Origin of the sequence: Jiangella asiatica (assembly GCF_004349065.1) — a bacterium.
Classification (GTDB): domain Bacteria; phylum Actinomycetota; class Actinomycetes; order Jiangellales; family Jiangellaceae; genus Jiangella; species Jiangella asiatica.
The window spans coordinates 63,801-86,989 of the sequence record NZ_SMKZ01000007.1 but is presented as its reverse complement, the minus strand read 5'-3'; the positions used below and the strand labels follow the sequence as shown (position 1 = coordinate 86,989).

At 67.1% G+C, this 23,189-nt stretch carries 24 protein-coding genes and 2 tRNA genes; 9 read left to right on the top strand and 17 right to left on the bottom strand.

Features of this window, described 5'->3' with window-relative positions; genetic code table 11:
- Positions 1-48: 48 nt before the first annotated feature.
- Positions 49-588, bottom strand: coding sequence for a hypothetical protein (locus E1269_RS07305; RefSeq protein WP_131892889.1), 540 nt, complete (start codon positions 586-588; stop codon positions 49-51).
- 700 nt (positions 589-1,288) lie between these two features.
- Between E1269_RS07305 and E1269_RS07300 the strand changes: the two genes are divergently transcribed.
- Complete coding sequence (locus tag E1269_RS07300) at positions 1,289-2,143, top strand: aminoglycoside phosphotransferase family protein (RefSeq protein WP_131893023.1); 855 nt, start codon at positions 1,289-1,291, stop codon at positions 2,141-2,143.
- 220 nt (positions 2,144-2,363) lie between these two features.
- Here the strand turns inward: E1269_RS07300 and E1269_RS07295 are convergent, their stop codons facing one another.
- The 6 genes from E1269_RS07295 to E1269_RS07270 all read right to left on the bottom strand — a co-directional run bounded on the left by E1269_RS07295 (position 2,364) and on the right by E1269_RS07270 (position 7,850).
- Positions 2,364-3,209, bottom strand: a complete 846-nt coding sequence (locus E1269_RS07295) for an alpha/beta hydrolase (protein WP_131892887.1) — start codon at positions 3,207-3,209, stop codon at positions 2,364-2,366.
- A gap of 176 nt (positions 3,210-3,385) precedes the next feature.
- Positions 3,386-3,841: a DNA mismatch endonuclease Vsr gene (gene vsr, locus E1269_RS07290; protein ID WP_420810603.1), complete on the bottom strand. Its 456-nt coding sequence runs from the start codon at positions 3,839-3,841 to the stop codon at positions 3,386-3,388.
- Positions 3,828-4,517, bottom strand: coding sequence for a hypothetical protein (locus E1269_RS07285; RefSeq protein ID WP_203433087.1), 690 nt, complete (start codon positions 4,515-4,517; stop codon positions 3,828-3,830). Before E1269_RS07285 ends, vsr begins: the two co-directional genes overlap by 14 nt.
- A gap of 176 nt (positions 4,518-4,693) precedes the next feature.
- A complete protein-coding gene (locus E1269_RS07280; protein WP_203433085.1) occupies positions 4,694-5,860 on the bottom strand; it encodes a DNA cytosine methyltransferase in 1,167 nt (388 codons plus the stop codon).
- A gap of 209 nt (positions 5,861-6,069) precedes the next feature.
- Positions 6,070-6,909: a protein phosphatase 2C domain-containing protein gene (locus tag E1269_RS07275; protein ID WP_131892879.1), complete on the bottom strand. Its 840-nt coding sequence runs from the start codon at positions 6,907-6,909 to the stop codon at positions 6,070-6,072.
- A complete protein-coding gene (locus E1269_RS07270) occupies positions 6,909-7,850 on the bottom strand; it encodes a sigma-70 RNA polymerase sigma factor region 4 domain-containing protein (protein ID WP_203433083.1) in 942 nt (313 codons plus the stop codon). Before E1269_RS07270 ends, E1269_RS07275 begins: the two co-directional genes overlap by 1 nt.
- Positions 7,851-7,892: 42 nt before the next feature.
- Here E1269_RS07270 and E1269_RS07265 point away from each other — a divergent pair, with 42 nt between their 5' ends.
- The 8 genes from E1269_RS07265 (at position 7,893) to E1269_RS07235 (ending at position 14,272) form a co-directional block, all read left to right on the top strand.
- Positions 7,893-8,378, top strand: a complete 486-nt coding sequence (locus E1269_RS07265) for a hypothetical protein (RefSeq protein ID WP_131892877.1) — start codon at positions 7,893-7,895, stop codon at positions 8,376-8,378.
- The gene (locus E1269_RS07260; protein WP_131892875.1) at positions 8,378-8,908 is read left to right on the top strand and encodes a hypothetical protein; all 531 of its coding nucleotides are present in this window, start codon (positions 8,378-8,380) and stop codon (positions 8,906-8,908) included. Before E1269_RS07265 ends, E1269_RS07260 begins: the two co-directional genes overlap by 1 nt.
- An 84-nt stretch (positions 8,909-8,992) precedes the next feature.
- The gene (locus E1269_RS32130) at positions 8,993-9,160 is read left to right on the top strand and encodes a hypothetical protein (protein WP_162606265.1); all 168 of its coding nucleotides are present in this window, start codon (positions 8,993-8,995) and stop codon (positions 9,158-9,160) included.
- A 494-nt stretch (positions 9,161-9,654) separates the two neighbouring features.
- A complete protein-coding gene (locus tag E1269_RS07255) occupies positions 9,655-9,849 on the top strand; it encodes a hypothetical protein (protein WP_131892873.1) in 195 nt (64 codons plus the stop codon).
- Positions 9,850-9,855: 6 nt separating this feature from the next.
- Complete coding sequence (locus E1269_RS07250; RefSeq protein ID WP_131892871.1) at positions 9,856-11,361, top strand: hypothetical protein; 1,506 nt, start codon at positions 9,856-9,858, stop codon at positions 11,359-11,361.
- The gene (locus tag E1269_RS07245) at positions 11,358-12,920 is read left to right on the top strand and encodes a replication initiator (RefSeq protein WP_203433081.1); all 1,563 of its coding nucleotides are present in this window, start codon (positions 11,358-11,360) and stop codon (positions 12,918-12,920) included. Before E1269_RS07250 ends, E1269_RS07245 begins: the two co-directional genes overlap by 4 nt.
- A gap of 16 nt (positions 12,921-12,936) precedes the next feature.
- The gene (locus tag E1269_RS07240) at positions 12,937-13,122 is read left to right on the top strand and encodes a helix-turn-helix domain-containing protein (RefSeq protein WP_131892869.1); all 186 of its coding nucleotides are present in this window, start codon (positions 12,937-12,939) and stop codon (positions 13,120-13,122) included.
- A gap of 1 nt (position 13,123) precedes the next feature.
- Positions 13,124-14,272: a tyrosine-type recombinase/integrase gene (locus tag E1269_RS07235; protein WP_131892867.1), complete on the top strand. Its 1,149-nt coding sequence runs from the start codon at positions 13,124-13,126 to the stop codon at positions 14,270-14,272.
- Between the two features lie 46 nt (positions 14,273-14,318).
- On the opposite strand, the gene E1269_RS07230 is transcribed toward E1269_RS07235, so the two are convergent.
- From E1269_RS07230 to gyrB, 10 genes are all read right to left on the bottom strand, one after another.
- Positions 14,319-14,394: transfer RNA gene (locus E1269_RS07230), tRNA-Ala, on the bottom strand.
- Positions 14,395-14,533: 139 nt separating this feature from the next.
- On the bottom strand, positions 14,534-15,283 hold the full coding sequence (locus E1269_RS07225; RefSeq protein ID WP_131892865.1) for a MerR family transcriptional regulator: 750 nt from the start codon (positions 15,281-15,283) through the stop codon (positions 14,534-14,536).
- Positions 15,284-15,453: 170 nt separating this feature from the next.
- The gene (locus tag E1269_RS32770; RefSeq protein WP_203433077.1) at positions 15,454-15,594 is read right to left on the bottom strand and encodes a DLW-39 family protein; all 141 of its coding nucleotides are present in this window, start codon (positions 15,592-15,594) and stop codon (positions 15,454-15,456) included.
- Between the two features lie 40 nt (positions 15,595-15,634).
- A complete protein-coding gene (locus E1269_RS07220) occupies positions 15,635-15,847 on the bottom strand; it encodes a hypothetical protein (RefSeq protein ID WP_131892863.1) in 213 nt (70 codons plus the stop codon).
- A gap of 71 nt (positions 15,848-15,918) precedes the next feature.
- Positions 15,919-16,524, bottom strand: coding sequence for a DUF305 domain-containing protein (locus tag E1269_RS07215; RefSeq protein ID WP_131892861.1), 606 nt, complete (start codon positions 16,522-16,524; stop codon positions 15,919-15,921).
- Between the two features lie 62 nt (positions 16,525-16,586).
- A complete protein-coding gene (locus E1269_RS07210; RefSeq protein WP_131892859.1) occupies positions 16,587-16,997 on the bottom strand; it encodes a hypothetical protein in 411 nt (136 codons plus the stop codon).
- An 84-nt stretch (positions 16,998-17,081) separates the two neighbouring features.
- Positions 17,082-17,158: transfer RNA gene (locus E1269_RS07205), tRNA-Ile, on the bottom strand.
- An 83-nt stretch (positions 17,159-17,241) separates the two neighbouring features.
- A complete protein-coding gene (locus E1269_RS33300) occupies positions 17,242-18,378 on the bottom strand; it encodes a DUF3566 domain-containing protein (protein WP_239000815.1) in 1,137 nt (378 codons plus the stop codon).
- Positions 18,375-20,840: a DNA gyrase subunit A gene (gene gyrA, locus E1269_RS07195; protein ID WP_131893015.1), complete on the bottom strand. Its 2,466-nt coding sequence runs from the start codon at positions 20,838-20,840 to the stop codon at positions 18,375-18,377. Before gyrA ends, E1269_RS33300 begins: the two co-directional genes overlap by 4 nt.
- A gap of 203 nt (positions 20,841-21,043) precedes the next feature.
- Positions 21,044-23,065, bottom strand: coding sequence for a DNA topoisomerase (ATP-hydrolyzing) subunit B (gene gyrB, locus E1269_RS07190; protein WP_131892857.1), 2,022 nt, complete (start codon positions 23,063-23,065; stop codon positions 21,044-21,046).
- Positions 23,066-23,189 lie beyond the last annotated feature (124 nt).

The window sequence follows — 23,189 nt, the reverse complement described above, 5'->3', positions numbered from 1 at the left end:
TAACAGAGGCAAGCTTGTGACGTTCGCTAGTGTCCAAGGTCGGCATCATCACCCGCGTGGTGATTGCCGGCGTATGCGAGCCACGCGAAATGTCAACAGCAGGTTGGTGCATGCAGACCAAATCCGTTGCCGGGCCGTAGGTGGCCAACGATAGTCGCCGAGGGCTACGCGCGTTTCCGAAACCGCAGTGGCAAGTTCACCCAAGAGCCAATCGTCTTCATCCGACCACTCATCGCCGGCGTCATCGTCGTTTAGTCGCCTAACGATCGACTGGGCAATCTGAACCCCGTCCGCTAGTGGCGTTGCTATGCGGCTCTCCATGCGCCCGTACAAATGGCGACCGACGAAACGATCTATCTCATTTGAGAGATCGTGAACTTTGTATCGGGCTGTCATCGGATCAGCTTCGTCTGCTTCGTCAAGAAATTTTTTCGCCCGTTCAAGCAGGTCAGAGACGTGAACGGCGACTTCAGCCCGGCGCTGAGCTTCAGCCTGTCGAGCTTGCATTGACATTGCGATCCGAGTTGCGGCCAACGTGCCGACTACGCCAATCCCGGCCCCCAGCAGCGCAGCCAAGCCCTGATCCATGTCCGGAGCGTAGACCCGGGGCTGGCCAGTTGCCACTTTGAGGCGTCGTCCTCGTAGCGGCCGGTCGTTGGCTGGAGCGGAGCGGGTCAAGGGTGGCGTAGCCATCGCGCAGCGACGGCAAGATGTTTCGCCCCTACGTGCCAGCCTGTACCGATCCATGACCTGCGAAAGATCTTGCCGCCCTTGACGCGTGGAGTGGAGGCCAAAGAATGGCTGCGATGAGGGCGACGCCTCCCCCACGGTGACTGTGCTCGCTCGGCTAGGTGAGCTGGTTGCAGGCACTCGTGTGCCCGCCGGCCGACGCGCCCGGAACGGCCGCCAGGCCGCATGCCCGGCGCAAGGCCGCGCGGCTGCGGCGCGCCTGCGCGCCGCCTTGATCCTTAAGAGGTCTGTCCGGCAGTCCAGATGGAGTGTCAGCTGTCCTGTCGCGGTTGATGCTTGACACTCGTGTGTCGGTTGATGCTTGACACCGGCCGGGTCGGCAGCCTGGGCATGTGACGCGCGGCGGACGATACAGCCAGAAGCCCTGACCGGTCGTGGAGCGGCTTGCGGGCATGCCAAGGATGCGGCCAGTTCAGGCGGACTTCAGAGCCTGGCCGCAAACCCGCTTGCGTCGGGCTCCCCCGAGTCGTTTGACTCAGACTGTGCCAACGACGCTCAGCCCCCACCTGTGATTACCGTCCCTGAGTCGTTTCGAGAGATGCCCCGCTGGTGGCACGATCGCCCCGGGCGTCAGTGGCTCGGCACGTTACCGTCGCTGGTTTCGGCTCAATGCCGTCGCTGGGACCTGCGCATCGATGGTGAGCCGATGCACGGATCAAACGCGCTGATCGTCCCAGTTCGCCGGCGTCGCGAACCGTACGTTCTAAGACTGTCGCCACCAGGAGACAACATTGACCAAGAGGCGGCTGCCCTCCACTTCTGGGCCGGTCGAGGAACGGTCCGGTTGTTCGATGTGGACAGAGGATCACGCGCCATGCTGTTGGAACGTCTCGACAGTTCCCGAAGCCTCCAATCGCAGCCGCTCACGATCGCGGTCCCGATACTCGCCCACCTGGTAGGTGTGCTGGCAGTCCCAGCCCCTGCCGACGTGCTGTCAACCGCCACGATCGCGGCTGGCCATGTCGAGACATTCGAGCGGGATTGGTTGGCCGTCGAGGGACCGACGCCACGAAGCCAGCTCACTACGGCGATTCAGTTGGCGGAGGAACGATCCGAAGCACCGACGTCAGATCTCGCGGTGGACGGTGATCTTCACTGCGCGCAGGTTCTGGCCGCGAAGCGTGCGCCATGGCTAATCGTCGACCCCGTGCTCCTGCGTGGTGACCGCGAGTACGACTTCGCAAGAGTGTTGTGGGACCGACTGGACGAGCTGTCCAAGGACTCGGAGATCATTGCCGCGTTCGACGCGTTTGTCGATGCCGCGCAGGTACCGGCCCAACGAGCTCGCTGCTGGGTGGTCCTGCGTTCGATGTCCTACCTGTTGTGGGGGATTCCCCACGGCCTCACGTCGGATCCGCCGAAGTGTCGCCGTCTCCTGGACCTGTTCTGCTGATCCAGGCCAAGCGGCGTGCGAACTGTCGAGCGACGACAACGTCCAACCGCCCCCGGAAGCACCACCACAGCGATCGACGAGGTCGGCCACAGTGTCAAGGGTCAGATGATACAGATCCGTCAAGCATCAGGTGAGTCAAGGCAAGTGTTCCGTCGCGGGTGATGGTTGACAGTTGTGTGTCGGCTGATTCTTGACGCTGCGACGGTGGCTACAGCGGCGGCTATCGCCACAGCCAGCGGAGGGCGTCGGGTAACAGAACGCCTCCGTGGTTGGGGCTGTGGCCGCCATCGCCGAGGACCAGGCGGAAGTCGTAGCCGCCTTCTGCGAGTGCGGCAGCAACTCGCAGGTTGTCCGCAAGCCAGTTCCGCTCTGGCTCGTTCCAGCGCAGGTCGCGGTGACCCGCCTGCAGAAAGACGCGCAGTGGCTTGCGAGGAACGGTGGGAATCAGGTCCAGGTATGGGTTGCCTTGCGGCATCTGCACGAAGCTGGACAGGAAGCCGATGACCCGGCGGAACCTGTCCGGCCGCAGCCATGCTGCGGTGAAGGCGCAGTTGCCGCCGCTGCTACCGCCGCAGATCCCCCATCGGTCGGGGTCCTTGATGAGCGAGTAGCGGTCGGTGACCTGAGGCAGGATCTCACGCAGCAAGAAGGTGACGTAGCGGTCATCGAACGCGTCGTACTCAGCGTTGCGGTTCTTCCGGCCATCGGCATCCGTGACGTCCTCGAAGACGCCGGGATCGACGAAAACGCCGATGGTGACCGGGATGTCCCCGCGATGGATGAGATTGTCCAGAACGATCCCGCCGCGTACTTCTCCATCAGGGTCGAGGTACCACCAGCCGTCTTGGAACACCATGAGCGCGGCCGCTTCCGAGGGGTCGTACGCCGCCGGGACGTGAACCCAGAGCTTTCTTGAGGTGCCCGGGTAGGCCCAACTGTCGTTCCAGTCCAACTCGATCGTCTCGCCGGCGGGTACGCCCGGCCCGAGGACGGAGTCAGGGCCGTGATCGTACCGAATGTCCGACTGATCGACCGGGATTGGTCGATAGGGCACCTGTGTGGTCACGCCGCCAAAGTACGGACAGTCGCACAACCGAGCAATCGAGAATCACACCTGGGTGCCAACGCGACCCCCACACCCGCCGTGAGTGTCGAGGATCAGCTGCAACAGATTTGTCAAGCATCACCTGCGTCTAGGCAAGATGGAGTGTCAGCGTTTCGTGCCGTGGCCAGCGTTCGATCTCATCCGTTGGCCGCGCCACCGCGACCGAGTCTCGCCTTCACATTCGCAGCCACAAGGTCGGCCGCAGCTAGGACGTCCTCATGCTCCCAGACTCTGATCACTGCCCATCCGGCCGCGCGCAGCTCGGCGTCAACGGCCCTGTCGCGCTGAACATTGGCAGCAAGTTTGGTAGCCCACCACTCGGCATTTGCTTTTGGCTTTGTTCCGTGCTCAGGGCAGCAGTGCCAGAAGCAACCGTCCACGAATACGGCGAGCTTTGCCTTCCGAAACACGATGTCCGCCCGACGCCTTGTGCCCGGGATGGGAGACTGATCGATCCTATAGCGCAGTCTGCGACGAAATAGCTCGCGGCGTAAAGCTACCTCAGCCGTGGTGTCACGTTGTCGAGTATTCTTCATGCGCCGCAACGTCGCAGCGTCAGTTGCGGCGGGTGGGACGTTCTTAGACGTTCCCAAAGGCGGAGTCGTAGAGGTGGGCGGCACGGCCGATCATCTGCCCATAGTAAAACTCGTTGTTTGTGGCTGGTGCGGGTGCGGTGGTGACAAGTTGTACTGGCGTTCCATCGTTCCGCATATTGATCACCATGATACCGATACCGTCAAACCCTGCCCGCCCGCTGCCGGGACCTGGTCGTCGGCGTATTTCACGTATCTTGCTGATGGTTCGCTCCGTCGCATGCGGCTGACGGTGCTCACTAGGCTGAGCTGGTGCCTCTGGTGTAATGAGTCGTCGATGGAGGTCTGGGCTGATAAAGCTCTCCGCCAAGTTGACCATTACGAAGCCGATCGCGAGCGCGTTCGTGTTGTCACCGTGCACTGTCGCATGGCTGGACGTGAGTTCGTCATAGAGTCGGGGCAATGCTCGGACGTGAGCTGTCATGCACGCCTTGGCTTCGAGCGCGACGAGGACGGTTGCGCCCGAGGTCCCGCTCCGACCCTTCGGAAGCTCGTCCAGAATTTGCCGCTCGTCTGCCGTCAGCACGACCTCGTACCTGGCCGCCAGGGTGGTCAGGTCGAGCGCTTCTCCGACAGCCTGAGTGCTGGGACCGGGAGCCCTAGCGACGACGAGGTCGAGGTCCTTCTTCTTCCCGGTCTCCCAGTCGTTTAGCTGCCGGTTGATGCCGAAGGTCACTTTTCCTTCGCGCACGTGCCTCCTCAGCAGACTGCTGGATTGAAGGAGGTCGAAAAGTATTGCCCAGCAGGAAACCTTTGAATGGCGGTCTGAACGAGAGTGGTATTGCCACTTTTGTCCGTACCTGTCGACGACTGCCGGAACTGACAAGGTTCGGGCAATTATCTCGGGGCCCCTCATGCTGCCCGCAAGGGATCGCCGCCCATGAGGGCGAGGTGCTGTTCCACGGAATCGAGAAATCCGGGCGCGAACCGGAGATTTCCAGACTTGGCTCGACGAAGGAATCCGGAAGTTGCCCTGAGCGAGAGAGCCTTAGGCTCCAAGATGAATTGTTCGAGATGATGATACGCTCGCTGAACTGGCCATTGGCTCAACTCGACTCGAAATGCCTGGCCGTTGGAACCCCAAGCGGCGGTGGGCCACGGGGCGCCGTCCGGGAGCGGTTGATCGAGGATGGCGTCGTAAGGGCGTGGGTCGGAAAGTCGTTCGCCGATCCATCTGGACATCAGCGTGCTGACGGCGTTGCCGACCAGCTTCCACCTGTTTCCCGCACGGACGCCGGGGACGTCGATTGCGGGAAGGGTCCAGTCAGGGTCGAAACCCTGGAGCCTCTCGGCGTCCGTGATACCGGGTGTGACGATCCCACGGCCGCGGGTTAGGCGGATGGCTGGTGGGCTGGCAATGCCGATCGTCGAGCCACCCTTGAGGGTCGGAATGGCGTCGACTGCCCACCCGAGGCCTCGAGTTCCTTCGGTCCAGTAGAAGCCGCAGGCACGAAGCTGAGGGTCATCGTCTGGCCGTGGGCCCGCTTCCTGGCTGAATAGAACTTCGCGTGGGTCGTGGGTACGGGAGGCAAGCATCAGGACGCGCAGGCGCCGTTGTGGCCTGCCGAAGGCTCTGGCATCGACGACGCGGTACGCCCATGCATACCCAAGGTCTTCGAGGCGGCTGGTCAAGTAGCGCATCGCTTGGCCTCGGTCGAGCTGGAGCATGAACGGCACGTTCTCAAGCAGCAACCACTGAGGTCCCCCCCGCTTCCTGGCCACCAACCTGAAGACGTGGTCAACGAGCCCAGAGCGTGCGCCGCGGATACCCTTCGTCAACCCCGCCTGACTCAGGTCCTGGCACGGGAAGCCGGCCGCAACTAGGTCGGTGCCTTGCGGGAGAGCACGAAGCTTCGTTACGTCGTCGGCAGTCTCGATGGTGGGAAACCGCGCACTCAAGACAGCCTTGGCGGCGGGGTCGATCTCGCAGAACAGCGAGGTGGACCAGCCGTGCGCGTGGAGACCGAGTTCCAGGCCGCCAATGCCAGCAAACAACCCGACAACGGTGCCGGAACCCACGTTTGCCCACCCCTCTCGCCGTCGCCGACGGGCTCGCCATGGTGAATCTATCGTGACCGAGGCTCGGCGCAAGCAGGCCATGCCGTCGAACGGGGAACTAGTCTTCGAACATTTGCTCGATGGCTCGTCGCCGCAGGGTTGCGAGCGTGGGCGACACGCGCTGGAGCCCTCGCAGGGGGCTGAGTAGAGGGCCAGTGCCCTGCGTTGGGCTACGAGCTGGCATTGCCTGGCAAGCTCGGCTCTGAGTAGACAGCTGTCGCATCATCGGTGGCCTTGCCGCGCGGCCACCTCTTGCCGTCGGGGTCCGACGTCTCGGCCTCTCGCACAAGCCGTAGGAGGTGTTCGGGCCCATGTCTGTCGATGAGCTGGAGTAGGGTCTGCCAGTCGATGAGCTGGAAGCGGTCTACCGGCCTGCTGGCGCCGTCGCTGAGAAGCGCAGCAGCACGGACGTCGCTTATCGCCAGCGATCCTGTGACGGCGTGCTCGGCGGCTGTGGGATCTGTGCTGGCGACCCAGAAGCCACCGACCCGGTTGCGGTGATTCCGCATGGTCTCGACGTACTCGCGTAGGGCGGTTGTGTGGGCGGCGGTGCCATTGGGAGCTGCGTCCATGGCTGAGCGGTAGCGAGCGCCGATCCTTGCTTCCCGGTCGTCGCAGATCACCATCGGGCCGGTGGCAAGGTCGAGGACGAGAGGCGAGTCGGCGAGGACGATGTACTCAAACGTTCCGCCTTGTTCGCGGATTGCCGTGACGGTTGCCGAAGGTGTGCCAGGGTGGTCGAGGTCGCAGGTGTCTCTGTGCAGTCGTGTGACGTTGCTGATGGCTGCGGCTAGGCAAGTGCTGATCGGCTGGTGCTGATCGGCGAGTTGATGTGTGAGGGCGGAGCCGAGCATTCGGCTGTACCAGGCGACTCCGTGCCGGCATCCGGAGGTGGAGCCGGCCGGTGTTCCGGCGCCGTCGATCACAACCGCGGCATTCGTAGTGACGGCGGCGAAATCCTCATTTTCCTGACCCGGCTTCGCGGGGATTGACGCGAGCTGTGCGCGCATCAGTGGTCCTCGTGGCGGTAGATCGGCGTGAGCAGGCGAACGGCCACGGGCTCGTGCGTATCAGAGTCGTAGTCGACGCCGACGACTGTGGAGAACGGCTCGGTGCCGGCTTGCTCGTAGAGCGCGGCCAAGTCGCTGGTGAGCAGGTGTACGACACCTAGTGATCCGGGCGGATGGATGCCCGTGAGCACGAGAATGGTGCCCTCACGGTCCGGTCGTGGGAGCCGGCCGAGGTAGGCGACGTCGAATGCTACTTCTGGCGTGCTGTCCGGTCCTGACCGGTAGGTCGCGCTGGTCCGGGTGTCGTGCAGGGTCCAAGGTCCGTCGGGTGCTCGTTCGAACTGGATGACCGGGTCGCGGCTGAGCACGTTCGCTACCGGCTCGGAGAGCCTTGGTCCGCAGATGACGATGAGGTTGTCCCGATTCAGGTTGACCTTGCCGGTGGTGGGGATCTGCTCGTACTCCACGTCCAAGCGCAGGGATCGGGCCAGTTCGCCCAGGCGCTGAGCAGCGGTGAAGTCTTCGGCAGCCACAACGGGCCGCGCGTTGCCAGCCTCGCGCTTGAGTGGAGTCAGGACCTCGACCTGTCCGCTTCCGAGCAGTGCGGCCTCTGGAGCCGGTCCAACCTGACGAAGCTGAAAGATCCGGCCACGAGTGACGCCGGCGGCGGCAGCGATATCGGCGTAGGACAGGCCTTGGTCTCGTAGCTCTTGGATCACTCGGCGTCGCAGTCGGGCGAGCTCGGTGACTTCGCGTTGGGCGACATTGATGCGCTCGCTTGCCTCGCGCAGCAGCTCGAATCGGTCGTCGATGGCTGCGATGCGCTCTACCTGGTCAGTCACGGTGCTCCCCGGTACGTGTCGTGGCGCTGAGTCTAGGGGGATGGACAGGTTCGGCAAAGATTCAATGTATAGGGGGGTGGACAGGGTCGTGAGGACCACCTACCTTGTTGTGTAGTCCCCTATACAGATGGAGGTTAGGTCATGGCGTTGATCAAGGGGCATCGGTTCCCGGTGGAGTTCGGTGAGGCGTTCCCGCGTGGTCTGGTGATGGTCGGTGAGATCGAGCCGGATCTGGAGTATCAGTCGCAGGATGACCGGGCTCGTGGTCGTGAGCAGCGGCAGCGGGTGGACGAGGTCACCGGTTTGCGGCAGTGGAAGGCCACGGTGACGGACCCGGATGAGGCGAAGGCGAAGCGCGCCAGCTTCGAGGTGATCTTCACCGCGGAGGTGCAGCCGGCTCCGTTGCCGGATGAGGTGTTGCCAGGGATGCGGCCGGTGGAGCTGGTCGGGGTGACGGCGTCGCCGAAGGTGATGGGTCAGGGCGAGTTCAAGTACCTGGGGTATGAGTACCGCGCCACCGGCGTCAAGACACCCGGCACCCCGGCTGCTGCCCGTCCTGCTGCTGGCCGCGGCGACGGCAAGCCGAGCGGTGAGGGCAAGGCCGCGGCTGAGGCGAAGGCGAACTGATGATGCCCGAGACTTTCGAGGTACCGCCGTCGCCGTATCTGGCGGCGGACTGGCTGGCCGCTCGGCATGCGTGGGTGCGCCAGCTGGCCGAGCGGATCGCCGGCCCGCTGGACCATGACGTCAACTGGCCCGACACCATCGCCCAAGCTGTCCGCGACTGCGAGGCCAACCAGGCCGCCTGGGCGGAGTATGAGCGTCGGCGTCGGGCACCGGAGGACGATGCCGCGTATGCGCGGTGGGAGGCCAACGGCCCGACGTCGACGCCGGAGGCGCACGCGTTCGGTGTCATGTCCAGCGGGGAGAAGAACCTGATCCGGCTCGTGGCGACGCTGGCCGGGCGCACAGCGTGGTCCTTGACCGATGTGTCGTTCGATCAGCGCGGCGCCGCCGTCCTGGCCGACTGGTTGGCGATCGTGCACGCCCAGCTCCCGGCCTGGCTCTACCCGCCCGCCAGTGATGACGCGTTGGTGGCGCGGTTGGCGGCGGTGAGCGACGCGACGAACGGCCCGGTGACCGCGATCTCGCGATGAGACCCCACCGGGGACGGGTGCAAGGCCTAGGAAACCGTCCCCGTCCCCGGTGGCCCCAACCACCCCCGTAGGGAGGGGATTGGTGTGCCCAAGCTTACGTTCTGGCGACTCCCGCTCGCCCTACTAACCATCCTCGCCGTCCTCGTGCTGACCGCTGCGCAGATCGCGGCCGCGACCGTCGACGCCGAAGCGGAGCGGTCCCGCGCCGTCGACACGACGCAGATCACCCGTTGCGGTGGTGATCGACCGTGAACGGCGACCCGGTCCTGTTCGGGCTGCTCCCACACGACACGACCCAGACGGCGTACGCGTTTCACTGCCCGGTCTGCGACAAAGTCCGCGCCACCACACCCGACCAGCCGTGCCGGGACTGCGCCCCCGTCGTGAAACCGGTCCGCCGGCGAGCCAGTCGGGGTGGTGGGAAGCGATGAACCCCCGCGTCGTTCTGTCGTGCGACGTGTGCGGCGCCGCCACGGCCGATACCGGCGAGGCGGGTGCCTGGTTCGTGTTCGCAGACGGCGACATCCTCGGGAACGCCCGCTGTCCGGCCTGTCTGCCCGTCCCGCAGGACTGGCGAGGCGGTGGGTTGTCGTGGCCGTCCTGACCGCCTGCTCCAGATGCGGCCGTGGCGTGGATGCCGTGGAGGTGTGGTTCCACCCCGGCACCGGCGACGCCACCTGCACCGACTGCCACGAAGTCGATCGGTCCCGGTACGCCCGGCTGACCGCCCTGAGGAGTGAACACCTGTGAAACGACCACGCCTGCACACCCGGAACTGCAACCGCTGCACCGGCCGGCTGAACGGGGCGGGGATGGTGCTGCACGGCGCCGGCACATTGTGCCCGGACTGCTGGGTCACCACCCGGACCGAACGGTTCGAGGCCCGAGCCCGCGCCGCCGTCGCCGCCACCCTCGCCGACGACCACCTCGGCGGGCGGTGACCGCCCATGGTGAACGCGTTGCGGTTCCTACGAGCCGTGCTGGTGCTGCCCCGCCCGGTCGTAGGCGGCGCGGTGTCGGTGCTGACCGGGTGGTGGCTGATCCGGCTGCTGTGGCGGTTCAAGGCACCCGTCGCCGTCGTCTGCGCCGGCCTGTATGCCTACTCGGCGTTCGGTTGGCTCGGCGTCGTGATGCTCGTGGTGGCGCTGCCGCTGTTGTCGCTGACCTGGCGGGCCGTGCACCCCCGGTCGCACGGATGGTTCGTGGGCCGGATGGTGGCCCGGCATCGGCTCCGGCATGTGCACCGGCCCCGGTGGGCGGCAGTGATCCGGGCGTGCGAGCTGCACAAGACCACCCCCACCGGCGACACCCTCACCCCCTCGCTCGACAAGGTGAGCCTGGCCCCGGTCGGTGACATGCTGCACGTGCGCCTCCTGCCCGGTCAGGCGCCGGCGGACTACGCCCGGCAGGCCGACGACCTGGCCCACGCGCTCGGCGTCCCGGAAGTCCGCGTCGCGTCCTCCGCGCCCGGGCGAGTGGAGCTGACCCTGGTCGAGCGAAACGTGCTGGCCGAACCGGTCGTCCTTGACGACGTCCCCGCCGTGACGGACCTGCGCGTGGTGCGGTTCGCCATCGGGGAAGACGGGGAATGGCGGACCCGGAACTACGCGAACGTGTCCGCTGAGGTCGGCGGTGGCGTCCCCGGGTCGGGGAAGACCGCCGGTGAAACGTCGCTGGCGTGTGGGCTGATCCAGAACCCCGCCGTCCAATACGTCGTCATCGATGGGAAGGGTGGGGAGGACTGGTCCTGGATCGTCCCCCGCGCCGCCGCGTACTCCGCTGAAGACGAGCACCTGGACACCGTCCTGCAGGTGGTGGAGCAGGTGCACGGGTTGATGCGGCACCGGCTCAAGACGCAGAAGACCCTGCGGGGTGAGGCGAACTTCTGGAACCTGCCCCTCGAGGCGCAGCATCCGGTGGTGTTCCTGGTCGTGGACGAGGTGCAGACCTTCACCGACACCAAAGGCATGGACCCCGACACCAAAGCCACCGCGCAGCGCATCACCGCTCGGTTGTCGGCGCTGGTGAAGAAGGGCCGCTCCGCCGGCATCATCACCCGCCTACTCACCCAGAAACCCACGGCCGATGCGATCCCCACCGGCATCCGCGACAACGCCTCCGTCAGGACGGCGTGGCGGGTCATGTCCCGCGAATCCGCCGAAGCCATCCTCGGACCGGTCGTCAACGACGCCGACGTGTCCCCGGTTGACATCGGCGAAGCCCACCGCGGCGTCGCCGTCGTCGCCACCGACACTGGCCGGCTCGAACGGGTCCGCTTCCCCCTCGTCGACGAACACACCGCCCAGGCCATCGCCACCCGCACCACCGCCCTACGCCGCGACCTCACCGACCTCGGCACACCCGCACCCGACACCGACACGGAGGACTCCGAACAGGGCGACGGCGCGGACCAGGGCGAGACCGAGGGTGAGGCTGCGGGGGTGCGCACGTGACCACCCCGTTGTCGGCCGGGCTGCCCGACGACGCGACCCTGCGCGAGCTCGCAGCACGGCAGGGCGTGTGTGTGCGGCCGATCCTGCAACACGTCACCGACACCCTCACCGGCACCACCCGCACGGTGGTGATCGCGTGCGGGGCCACCCGCGCCAAGGTCTGCCCCTCCTGCGCCGACACCGCCCGCCGGCTGCGGATCCAGCAATGCCGCGAAGGCTGGCACCTCGACCACGACCCACCCCGACCCGAACCCGACAACCAGGACGACGAGCCCGAGAACGACGGCCAAGCCGACGAGTACGAGGACACGGGTCGGCGGGTCAGGTCGACCCGCCGGCGCCAGGACGCGCCGAACATCCCGAGGCTGGAGGTGTCCGACCGCACCACCGGCCGCATCTTCGAGGCCCCGGACGGCAAGACCTACCGGCCCTCCATGTTCCTCACCCTCACCCTGCCCTCCTACGGACGCGTCACCAGCGAAGGTGCCCCGGCCGACCCGGCCACCTACGACTACCGCCGCGCCGCGCTGGATGCGATGCACTTCCCGAAGCTGGTGGACCGGTTCTGGCAGAACCTCCGCCGCGCCACCGGCTACAACGTGCAGTACTTCGCCACCGTCGAACCCCAACGCCGCCTCGCCCCGCACCTGCACGCCGCCATCCGCGGAGCCATCCCCCGCAAACTCATCCGCCAAGTGGTCGCCGCGACCTACCACCAGGTCTGGTGGCCCAACCTCGACGAACCCGTCCACACCGACCCCGCCGCCATGCCGGTGTGGGACGAGCTGGCGCACGCATACGCCGACCCACAGACGGGCGCGCTGCTCCCGTCCTGGGACGCGGCGTTGGACGAGATCAACGACGACCCGGCCGCGATGCCGGCGCACGTGATCCGGGCCGGGTCGCAGGTCGACATTCAGGGCGTCATCGCCGGCACGCCGCTGGCGGACCGGGTCATCGGCTACCTGACGAAGTACCTCACGAAGTCCATCACCGACCCCCTCCACAACGACCACGACGGCGAAGCCCCGATCTCGGCAGCATGCAGGGCGCATATCGACCGGCTCGCCGACGAGGTCCGGTGGCTGCCCTGCTCACCCACCTGCGCGAACTGGCTCCGCCACGGCATCCAACCCAAGAACCCCCGCCCCGGCCTCGAACCCGGCCGCTGCACCTCCAAGGCCCACGACCGCGACCACCTCGGCCTCGGCGGCCGCCGCGTCCTCGTCAGCAGGCGCTGGACCGGCAAGAGCCTCGACCAACACCGCGCCGACCGCGCCGCCGTCATCCGCGCCGTCCTCACCGAAGCCGGAATCGACATGGACGACCACGACGAGCTTTCGGCAACCACCACCACCCCAGACGGCACACCGCGGTTCGTCTGGACCACCACCCACCCCGGCGACCTCGACGGACCCTCCTACGCCCGCCTCATCGCCCACGCCATCAACCAACGGCAGCGCTGGCGCAACCAGTACGAGACCGCCAAGACCCGCGCCGGACCCACCACGCCCGATCTTTCGGCAACCGCACGATCAACCGCCGCCCCGGCGGTGTGAGCAGAAAGGAACCATCATCATGGATCGGCTGTTGACCGTCGATGAGGCCGCCGAGCAGCTCGGCACCACGTCCCGGTTTCCCCGGCGGCTGATCGCCGAACGGCGCATCCGCTTCGTCAGGGTCGGCCGTCACGTGCGCATCCCGGCTTCAGCTCTCAGTGAGCTGATCGAGCGGGGCACCGTCGAACCGCGGAGGTCGTGACATGGCCGCGAAGAGACGTCGTCAGTTCGGACGCATTCGGCGGCTGCCGTCGGGCAACTACCAGGTCCGGTACCCCGGTCCGGATGGGATCGATCGCCCTGCAGCGCACACCTTCGAGCACAAGACCGATGCCGTGAACTGGCTGGTCGACAAGCAAGCCGAGCTGCGGCGCGGTGACTGGCTCGACCCTGACGCGGGCAAGATCACTCTCCACGAATTCGGAAAGGCATGGCTGGCCCAACGCGTCGACCTCGCTCGCACGACACACGAGCGGTACGAATCTGCATTCCGGCTGCACGTCTGTCCGGAGCTGGGTGGCAAGGCATTGACCGAGATCACTCCCGAGGTCATCCGGACCTGGCACGCTGGCCTGCTCACCAACGGCGTTGAGTGGCCCTCTGCTGCGAAGGCGTACCGGACGCTTCGCGTGATGTTCAACACCGCCGTGGACGACGGCCGGATTCGCCGCAACCCGTGTCGTATCAAGGGCGCCGGAGCTGACCGGAGTCCGGAACGGCCGACTCTAACAGTGGACGAGGTCGCCGCCGTCATGGCGAAGATCGACAAGCGGTATCAGGCGATGGTGCTCCTGGCGGCGTTCACTACGTTGCGGCTTGGCGAGCTGGCCGCGCTGCGCCGTCGTGACGTCGACCTCATTGACGGATGGGTGCACGTTCGCCGAGGGCAGGTAGAGCTGAGCACGGGTGAGCTGCTGGTCAAAGACCCCAAATCCGAGGCTGGGAAGCGGCGGGTCGGCATCCCCTCTGACCTGCTCCGGTCGCTGAGGTGGCATGTGGAGACGTTCGCCGAACCAGGCCCGGATGGCCGCCTGTTCATCGGGCCAAAGGGTGGCTACATCCGGCGCCAGAACTTCCGCCGCCTCTGGATCAAGGCCCTCAAGGCGGTGGGCCTGACCGACGTGCACTTTCACGATCTGCGGCACACCGGGAACACCCTGGCCGCTGCGAGCGGTGCGAACCTGCGTGAGCTGATGGAGCGGATGGGCCACGCAAGCACCCGCGCCGCCGTCATCTACCTGCACGCCGCAAACGGACGTGATCGGCAGATCGCCGACTCGCTCAACGGGCACCTAAAGGGCATCATGCTCCCCGGTGCCCAGGTGGCCGACGACAACCGTGCGGGCACGTGACGGGCACGAAGAGGAGTGACGATGGTCGGGCTGGCGGTGTTCGTGCTGGTGGAGACGAGGGGAATCGAACCCCTAACCCCTGCCTTGCAAAGGCAGTGCTCTGCCAATTGAGCTACGTCCCCGGGTGGTGCGGAGCGGCGACTGGCGACATGCGCAGGCGCCGGACCGCGCCGTCAACGATAGCGCGTGGTCCCGTTGTACAGCGAATTCTCACCGGAAGGGACGGGAGATCTGCAGCTCTCCCGGGCCCCGCCGGGCGGCCTAGCTGAGGCGGGCGTCGGCGTAGACCTTCATGGCGTCGCGCAGGTACTCGACCAGGGCGTCGTCGCCGGCGCCGATGTTCTGGCGGAAGCGGTCGTCGTCGACGTAGAGGTCGGCAAGACCCTTGTAGGCCTCGCGGCTGGGTGTCCAGAACAGGCAGATCCACTGGTAGTGGCCGTGGATCACGTCCTGGACCCGCTGGTCGTCGACCGGGGTTCCGGCGCCGACGAACTCGACGATGCGAGTCCGCGTGGCATCGAAGCCGGTGCGGGCCTGCTCGGCCTGGTCCTTGGGCCAGCCGCGCATGCGTACGGTGGCGTCGTCGATGGCCTGGTCGCCCCAGCGCTCGCGGGCCTCGGCCTCGTACGGGTTGCGTTCGAAGCCCTCGAACATGGTGTGTGCCGTCATGGTTCCTCCCTTTTCCAGGGTGGTCATGGTGTTCTCCACGGTGCTGACGAGACGGTCGAGCCGCTCGCGCTCGGCCAGCAGCCATGCCCGGTGCCGGCGGAGGACGTCGACGGCGCCGTCACCGTCCTGAGCGCCCAGGATCTCGCCGATCGCGTCGAGACCGAGGCCGAGCTCGCGGAGCAGGAGGATCCGCTGCAGGCGCAGCAACTGCTCCTGCTCGTAGTAGCGGCGGCCGCCCTCGGCCGTCCAGGCCGGCTCGAGCAACCCGATCGCGTGGTAGTGGCGCAGCGTGCGCGACGTCACGCCCGACTCGCGCGCCACCTCGTTGATCGACCAGCTCATCGCCGAACCGTCCCGTGGGGTTCACCGGACCGGACTCTCCGATCCGTCTACGACGGTATGCGTTGACGTAGCGTCAACTTCAAGTCGAAAGACGACGGCCGTCACTCGGAGAACACAGAACGGCCACGCGAGCCCCGTCGGAACGGAGGCTCACGTGGCCGCGGAGATGATCAGCGCGGGTCGGCCGGCGGGATCGGGTCCGTCGCCTCGGCCCACAGGTCCTGCTCGGCCTGCCCGGACTGGTAGCGGCGGTAACCGAGGTACCCCAGGACCGCCAGAACCACGCCGAACAGGATCTTCTTGTTGAACACGATGCTCCGCCTCCAGACGGTCTCGACATCTCGTGTGAGGTTAACGCAGCCGGCCGCGAGGCATCAGGGCGACGTCCGAACCGGCGGGCGACCGGCTCCGCCGCCGGTCGACCTGGTGTTCGGCCACCTCCCGGAACACCTGCCTGAACGCCTCGTACGATGCCTCACCGACGGCGGCGGCGCGGCCGCGGTCCAGCTCGGCGAGGATGGCGTCCGAGCGCACCATCTGGTCGCGCCCTGTCTCGGTGGGCACGACGAGCTCGCCGGTCGCCGGTCGCCGGGGTCGGGCCGACGACCACGGCCCGGCACCAACGTTCGCGTCGGTCAGGAGGGGATGGCGGCCAGCAACTGCTCCAGCTGTTCGATCTCGGCACTCTGCGCATCGATGATCGCCTGGGCCAGCGCCCGTGCCTCCGCGTCCGTGCCGTCGGCGAGCTGAGTCTCGGACATCGCGATCGCGCCACGGTGGTGCTCGATCATCATGGTCAGCCACATCCGCTCGAACTCCACGCCGGTGGCGGCCTCGAGAGCCGACAGATCCTCCGGCGTCATCATGCCCTCCATGCCGCCGCCGTGGTGACCGGCGTGCGGGTCGTCGGTGGATGCGGGATCCTCGCCCCACCGTTCGAGCATGGCCGTCAGCTGTTCGATCTCCGGCTGCTGCGCAGCCTCGACGGCGTCGGCCACCTGGATCAGTCCCGGGCCGACGCCCTGGTCGGGCACCAGCTGGGCCATCTGAACGGCCTGGACGTGGTGCGCGATCATCTGCTGGGCGAAGTCGACGTCGGCCTGGTCGACACCGCTCTGGTTCACGCTGGTGCCAGTGCTGGCGCCGGCCGCAGGCTCGTCGCCGTCGGCGCCGCATCCGGCGAGCAGGACGCCGGCCGCTACGGCGCCGACGATGGGCAGGGTGAAGCGCTTGCGGTACATCGTGTGGTCCCTCTCAGTGACATGAACGTACGAACGTGCTGGTCAAGAATCGCTCTGACTGATCACGTCCGCATCACGCACAGGGAGGTCAACAGTTCCCAGCCGGCCGGCCGGGGAGGCGGCGGACGGAACACCCGCCGCACGACGGCAGCGGTGGCGGACAGGAACGCCGGCAGCAGCCGCCCGGCATGCGCCAGCCGTCCGAGCACGAGCAGAACCGCGGCCGTCAGCACGGCCACGCACAGGTGCAGCAGCCCGTGAGCGGACGAGGAGTGGTCGGGTTCACCGTGGTCCGTGGACGACGCTCCCGGCGAACCCGCCTCGTCGTGTCCTGCCGTGACGACCATCGAGGACGGCGACGACGTGCGCTCGGCGCCCTGCACCGCCTCGTGCCCGGAACGAGCCACGTGGTGCATCATCACGATGCCCAGAACGAGCGCGGCCACCACCAGCAGCCGCGTCCCGATCCTCACGGTCACAGAGCTTATCCATGATCATCAACTGGTGGCGACCCTATGACGTAGCCAACGGTTGATGATCATGAGAGTGGGCGAGGTTGGTGGGCCTAACAGGACTTGAACCTGTGACCTCTTCCTTATCAGGGAAGCGCTCTAACCGTCTGAGCTATAGGCCCGGAATCGCACTGCGTGCGCCGCAGCAGACTACCTCACCCGCGGCGGCCAACCCAAACCCGCCGGCCGCCCGCGACGGGGAGGGTCAGTCGTCCTCGGCGAGGGTGAGCTCCAGGCCGCCGAGCAGGCTGGCGGAGAGGTTGTAGAGGAACGCACCCAGGGTGGCGAGCGCCGTCAGGAGCACGACGTCGACCACCGCGATGAGCGTGGTGAAGCCGAGCACCCGGGACAACTCGATGTACTGGTTGATGTCGATGCCCGAGGCGGTGTCAGACGCCGTCATGTCGGTGATGACCTCGTCGATCGACTCGAACACGCCGGCGGCGTCGAGGACCGACCAGAGCACCGCCACGGCGACGAAGAGTGTGATACCCAGCGCCACCGACAGCAGGAAGGCGGTCTTCATGACCGACCACGGGTCGACCCGCATCAGCCGCAGCCGGGCCTTGCGGACCCGGCCCGGCCGCCGAGACGACGCGGGGCGAGTAGGGGTGGACTTCGACGGAGCCGGCTTGGTGACCGTGGCCGGCACTGCCTCCATGCTGGCCTGGGTGTCGACGGTGGGCTGCGGCTCCGGGGCCGGAGCCGCGGGAACGGGAGCGGGCGGGGCCGGGAAGACGCTCGGCGCGGCGGAAGCGGAACCAGCCGCCAGACCGCCGGCGGCGACACCACCGGCGCCACCCGCGGCGGCGTCGCGGCGCTGCTTGGCGACGAGGGACGGCGGCGGAACCGGACCGGGACGCTGATCGGGCCGCGGCTGCGGCGGTGCGTCCTGCGGCCCGGAGCGACCCTGGCCACCGGCGTTGCCGGGGCCGTTCTGCCCGGCCGCCGGCGCGGACGCCGGGCTGGGCGCCGTGGGTGCGGCCGCGGCACGGTTGCCTTGCGGGCCCTGGTTGCCCTGCCGGGACCACGGGTTGGGCGTGGAGTCCTGACCGCTGCGCGGCGTGGAGTCCTGGCGAGTGCGGTTGGCCCTGGTGGCGACGCGGGCCGCGGCGGCGCCGCGCGGCGGCTCGGCGCCGGCCTGCTGCCGGCGGGTGTTCACGGCCGGATCGGGGGAGTTGGGCTGATCGTCACTCCCGCCGGCCGGTACGCCGTTGGAGCTCTGGGCGCTCGGCGGCTTGCCATTGGACTGCTGGGACTGTCCCCGGTCGGGTGGGGGCGCACCCTGCTGGCGCGCGTCCTGGTCGGTCGCCGGACGCCCGGTCGCGCCGCTGCTCGTCACGAGCCATCACCTTCCGCGTCGTTCTCGGAGACCTCGGCGTCGTCGTCCTCCGCCGCGTCCTCCTCGGCGTTGCGCGCGATCGCGACGACCGCGTCGTCGCTGCCGAGCGCAACGTACTTCACACCCATGGTGTCACGTCCCTTGGCCGGAACGTCCCTCACGGGACTGCGCGTCACCCCTCCGGATGCCCGGATGGCCAGCACTTCGTCGCCGTCACCAACGACGAGCGCACCGACGAGGGAGCCGCGATCTTCATTGATCTTCATCGCCTTGATACCCAAACCGCCGCGTCCCTGAACACGATATTCCTCGACCACGGTTCGTTTGGCGAATCCACCATCTGTGACGGTAAAGACGTACGAGTCGGTTCCATCCCTCACAACAGACATCGAGAGCAATTCGTCCCCGCCGCGGAACTTCATGCCGACCACGCCGCCGGTGGCCCGTCCCATGGGGCGCAGCTGCTCGTCGGTGGCCGTGAACCGGATGGCCTGGGCCTTGCGTGACACCAGCAGGATGTCGTCGTCGGCGGTCACCAGCTCCGCGCCGATCAGCTCGTCGTCCTCCTCCCGGAACAGGACTGCGATGACGCCGCCGCTGCGGTTGGAGTCGTACTCGGACAGGCGGGTCTTCTTGACCATGCCGTGCTTCGTCGCCAGCACCAGGTACGGCGCCTGCTCGTAGTCGCGCAGGGTGAGCACCCGGGCGATCTTCTCGTCGGGCTGGAAGGCCAGCAGGTTGGCGACGTGCTGGCCCTTGGCGTCACGGGCCAGCTCGGGCAGCTCGTAGGCCTTGGCGCGGTAGACCCGGCCGCGGTTGGTGAAGAACAGGACCCAGTGGTGCGTCGTGGTGACGAAGAACTGGTCGACGACGTCGTCCTCGCGCAGTTGCGCGCCGCGCACGCCCTTGCCGCCGCGCTTCTGCGAGCGGTAGAGCTCGGCCCTGGTGCGCTTGGCGTAGCCGCCGCGGGTGATGGTGACCACCACCGGCTCCTCGGGGATGAGGTCCTCGGCGGTCATGTCGCCCTCAGCCGGGATGATACGGCTGCGCCGGTCGTCGCCGTACTTGTCGACGATCTCGGCCAGCTCCTCCCGGATGATGGTCCGCTTGCGGTCGTCGGACTCGAGGATCGCCTGCAGCTCGGCGATGTCGGCCACCAGGGTGTCGTGCTCGTTCTGCAACTCGTCGCGGGACAGCGCGGTGAGCCGACGCAGCTGCATGTCGAGGATGGCCGTGGCCTGGATGTCGTCGATGTCCAGCAGCTGCATGAGGCCGTTGCGGGCCTCCTCGACGTCCTGCGAGCGCCGGATCAGGGCGATGACCTCGTCGATGGCGTCGATGGCCTTGAGCAGGCCCAGGACGATGTGCAGCCGCTCGCGCTTCTTGCGCAGCCGGAACTCGGTACGCCGGCGGATGACCTCCATCTGGTGAATCACCCAGTGGCGCACGAACGCGTCCAGCGACAGCGTCCGCGGCACCCCGTCGACCAGCGCCACCATGTTGCAGCCGAAGGTGTCCTGCAGCTGGGTGTGCTTGTACAGGTTGTTGCGGACCACGGTGGCGACGGCGTCGCGCTTGAGAACGACGACGATGCGCATGCCGGTGCGCGACGACGAGTCGTCCTTGAGGTCCGCGATGCCGGGCACCCGGCCGGAATCGGCGAGCTCGGCGATCTTGCGGATCAGCGCGTCCGGGTTGACCTGGTACGGCAGCTCGGTGATCACCAGGCAGGTGCGACCCCGGCTGTCCTCCTCTACCTCGACGACGGCCCGCATGATGACCGAGCCGCGGCCGGTGCGGTAGGCCTGCTCGATGCCGGTGGTGCCGACGATCAGCGCGCTGGTGGGGAAGTCGGGGCCCTTGATCCGTTCCAGCAGCGCTGTCAGCAGCTGCTCGCTGTCGGCCTCGGGGTTCTCGAGGTACCAGTCGACGCCAGCGGCCACTTCACGCAGGTTGTGCGGCGGGATGTTCGTGGCCATGCCGACGGCGATGCCGCCGGATCCGTTGACCAGCAGGTTGGGGAACCGCGCCGGCAGCACGTCGGGCTCTGCGCCACGGCTGTCGTAGTTGGGGGAGAAGTCGACGGTCTCTTCTTCGATGTCGCGGACCATCTCCATGGCCAGCGGCGCCATCCGGCACTCGGTGTACCGCATGGCCGCTTGACGGTCGTCGCCACGCGAACCGAAGTTGCCCTGCCCCTGCACCAGCGGATAGCGCATGGACCACCACTGGCCCAGCCGGACCAGGGTGTCGTAGATGGCGGTGTCGCCGTGCGGGTGGTAGTTGCCCATGACGTCGCCGACCACGCGCGAGCACTTGGAGAAGCCACGGTCGGGCCGGTAGCCGCCGTCGAACATGGCGTAGAGCACCCGCCGGTGGACCGGCTTGAGCCCGTCCCGGACGTCCGGCAGCGCCCGCGAGACGATGACGGTCATCGCATAGTCGAGATAGCTGCGCTGCATCTCGACCTGCAGGTCGACCGGCTCGATCCGTCCCCCGGGTCCGAACGCGTCGCCGGCCGTGGTGGTGTCGTTGGTCACGAGTGGTTCCTCCAGGTGCGACCTGCCGGCCACACGTCATGTATGACGCGCGAGACAGGCCCACGGTTGTCTTCGTCCCCGTCGTGTTTCATGTCGCGCCCAGGGCGCGTCGTCCCGCGACGAGCTCAGATGTCCAGGAAGCGGACGTCACGGGCGTTGCGCTGGATGAACTTGCGCCTGCTCTCGACGTCCTCGCCCATCAGTGTGCTGAAGACCTCGTCGGCCTGGGCGGCGTCGTCGAGCGTGACCTGCAGCAGCAGCCGCTGCTCCGGGTCCATGGTGGTCTCCCACAGCTCGTCGTCGTTCATCTCGCCGAGACCCTTGTAGCGCTGGATTCCCTCGTCCTTCGGCAGCCGTTTCCCGGCCTCCTGGCCGGCCCGGATCAGGGCATCGCGCTCACGGTCGGAGTACGCGTACTCCGGCACGACGTCCCGGCCGACCCACTTGATCTTGTACAGCGGCGGCTGGGCAAGGAACACATGGCCGTGTTCGACGACCGGTTTCATGAACCGGAACAGCAGCGTGAGCAGAAGGGTCTGGATGTGTTTGCCGTCGACATCGGCGTCGGCCATCAGCACGATCTTGTGATAGCGCAGCCGGTTGAGGTCGAACTCCTCGTGCACGCCAGTGCCCATCGCGCTGATGATCGCCTGGACCTCCTGGTTCTGCAGGATCTTGTCGATGCGGGCCTTCTCGACGTTCAGGATCTTGCCCCGGATCGGGAGGATGGCCTGCACCTTCGGATCCCGGCCCTGCTTGGCCGGGCCACCGGCGGAGTCGCCTTCGACGATGAAGAGCTCGCACTCCTCCGGGTCGGTCGACTGGCAGTCGGCGAGCTTGCCCGGCAGGCCGCCACCGCCCATCAGGCCCTTGCGGCTGCGCGCGGCGTCGCGTGCCTTGCGCGCCGCGACCCGGGCGATGGCCGCGCTCTGCGCCTTGCGCGCGATCTGCTTGCCCTCGGTGGGGTTCTGCTCGAACCAGGCGCCGAGCTGCTCGTTGACGATGCGTTGGACGAATCCCTTGGCCTCGGTGTTGCCCAGCTTCGTCTTCGTCTGGCCCTCGAACTGCGGCTCCGCGATCTTGATGCTGATGATCGCGGTCAGGCCCTCGCGAACGTCGTCGCCGGTGAGGTTGGCGTCCTTCTCCTTGAGCACGCCCCAGTCGCGAGCGAACCGGTTGACCAGCGACGTCAGCGCCGCCCGGAAGCCTTCCTCGTGGGTGCCGCCCTCGTGGGTGTTGATGGTGTTGGCGAACGTGTGCACCGACTCGGTGAACTGGTCGTTCCACTGCAGCGCCATCTCCAGGCTCATGGCCTGGCTCTCACCGTTGATGGACTCGGCCTCGAACGAGATGACGGTGGGGTGGATCGACGTCTTCGCGCTGTTGAGGTGGTTGACGTAGTCGACCAGGCCGTTGTCGTAGCGGTACAGGACCTCGCGCGGGCCGACCGGCTCGTCGGTCGCGACGTCCTCGCCAGCACCGGGATCGACCGCCTGCGGCCTTTCGTCACGCAGCACGATGGTCAGCCCTTTGTTGAGGAAGGCCATCTCACGCAACCGGGTGGAGAGCGTCTCGAAGTCGTACTCGGTGGTCTCGAAGATGTCTTGGCTGGCCCAGAACGTCGTCGAGGTACCGGTACGGTCGGATGTCTCGTGCCGCTGGAGCGGGGCGTCGGGAACACCGAGCGAGTAGGACTGCGTCCACCGGTAGCCGTCACGGTGGATCTCGAGGTCGATCTTGGTAGACAGCGCGTTGACCACCGAGACACCGACGCCGTGCAGACCACCGGAGACCTTGTACCCTCCGCCGCCGAACTTGCCACCGGCGTGCAGCACGGTCATCACGACCTCGACCGCGGGCTTCTTCTCGACCGGGTGCAGGTCGACCGGGATGCCGCGGCCGTTGTCGACGACACGGACGCCGCCGCCCGGTAGCAGCACGACCTCGATCAGGTCGCACACACCGGCCAGGGCTTCGTCGACGGAGTTGTCGACGACCTCGTAGACCAGGTGATGCAGACCTCGCTCGCCGGTGGAGCCGATGTACATGCCGGGCCGTTTGCGTACGGCCTCGAGACCTTCGAGTACGGTGATGGCGCTGGCGTCGTAGGACGTAGTGTCCGTCACGAGCGGGGGACCTCCTGCCAAGGGTCAGGCCGCGCCGCACCCTGCAGGCCGCTGAGCGCCCCAGGAGACCGAGCGGCCTGGATGGACTGGTCCAGTCTACCCTGAGCCGACCCCAGAATGCGCGTTCTGCGGCCCGGAATGGCGC

What these genes read in the sequence shown, in the direction of transcription:
- E1269_RS07250 (WP_131892871.1), top strand. Translation starts at nt 9,856, where the DNA reads ATGGTGAACGCGTTGCGGTTCCTACGAGCCGTGCTGGTGCTGCCCCGC.
- E1269_RS07305 (WP_131892889.1), bottom strand. Translation starts at nt 588, where the DNA reads ATGGATCAGGGCTTGGCTGCGCTGCTGGGGGCCGGGATTGGCGTAGTC.
- E1269_RS07225 (WP_131892865.1), bottom strand. Translation starts at nt 15,283, where the DNA reads ATGAGCTGGTCGATCAACGAGGTGGCGCGCGAGTCGGGCGTGACGTCG.
- E1269_RS07215 (WP_131892861.1), bottom strand. Translation starts at nt 16,524, where the DNA reads ATGTACCGCAAGCGCTTCACCCTGCCCATCGTCGGCGCCGTAGCGGCC.
- E1269_RS07260 (WP_131892875.1), top strand. Translation starts at nt 8,378, where the DNA reads ATGATGCCCGAGACTTTCGAGGTACCGCCGTCGCCGTATCTGGCGGCG.
- E1269_RS07265 (WP_131892877.1), top strand. Translation starts at nt 7,893, where the DNA reads ATGGCGTTGATCAAGGGGCATCGGTTCCCGGTGGAGTTCGGTGAGGCG.
- E1269_RS07275 (WP_131892879.1), bottom strand. Translation starts at nt 6,909, where the DNA reads ATGCGCGCACAGCTCGCGTCAATCCCCGCGAAGCCGGGTCAGGAAAAT.
- gyrA (WP_131893015.1), bottom strand. Translation starts at nt 20,840, where the DNA reads ATGCAGCGCAGCTATCTCGACTATGCGATGACCGTCATCGTCTCGCGG.
- E1269_RS07300 (WP_131893023.1), top strand. Translation starts at nt 1,289, where the DNA reads ATGCCCCGCTGGTGGCACGATCGCCCCGGGCGTCAGTGGCTCGGCACG.
- E1269_RS07235 (WP_131892867.1), top strand. Translation starts at nt 13,124, where the DNA reads ATGGCCGCGAAGAGACGTCGTCAGTTCGGACGCATTCGGCGGCTGCCG.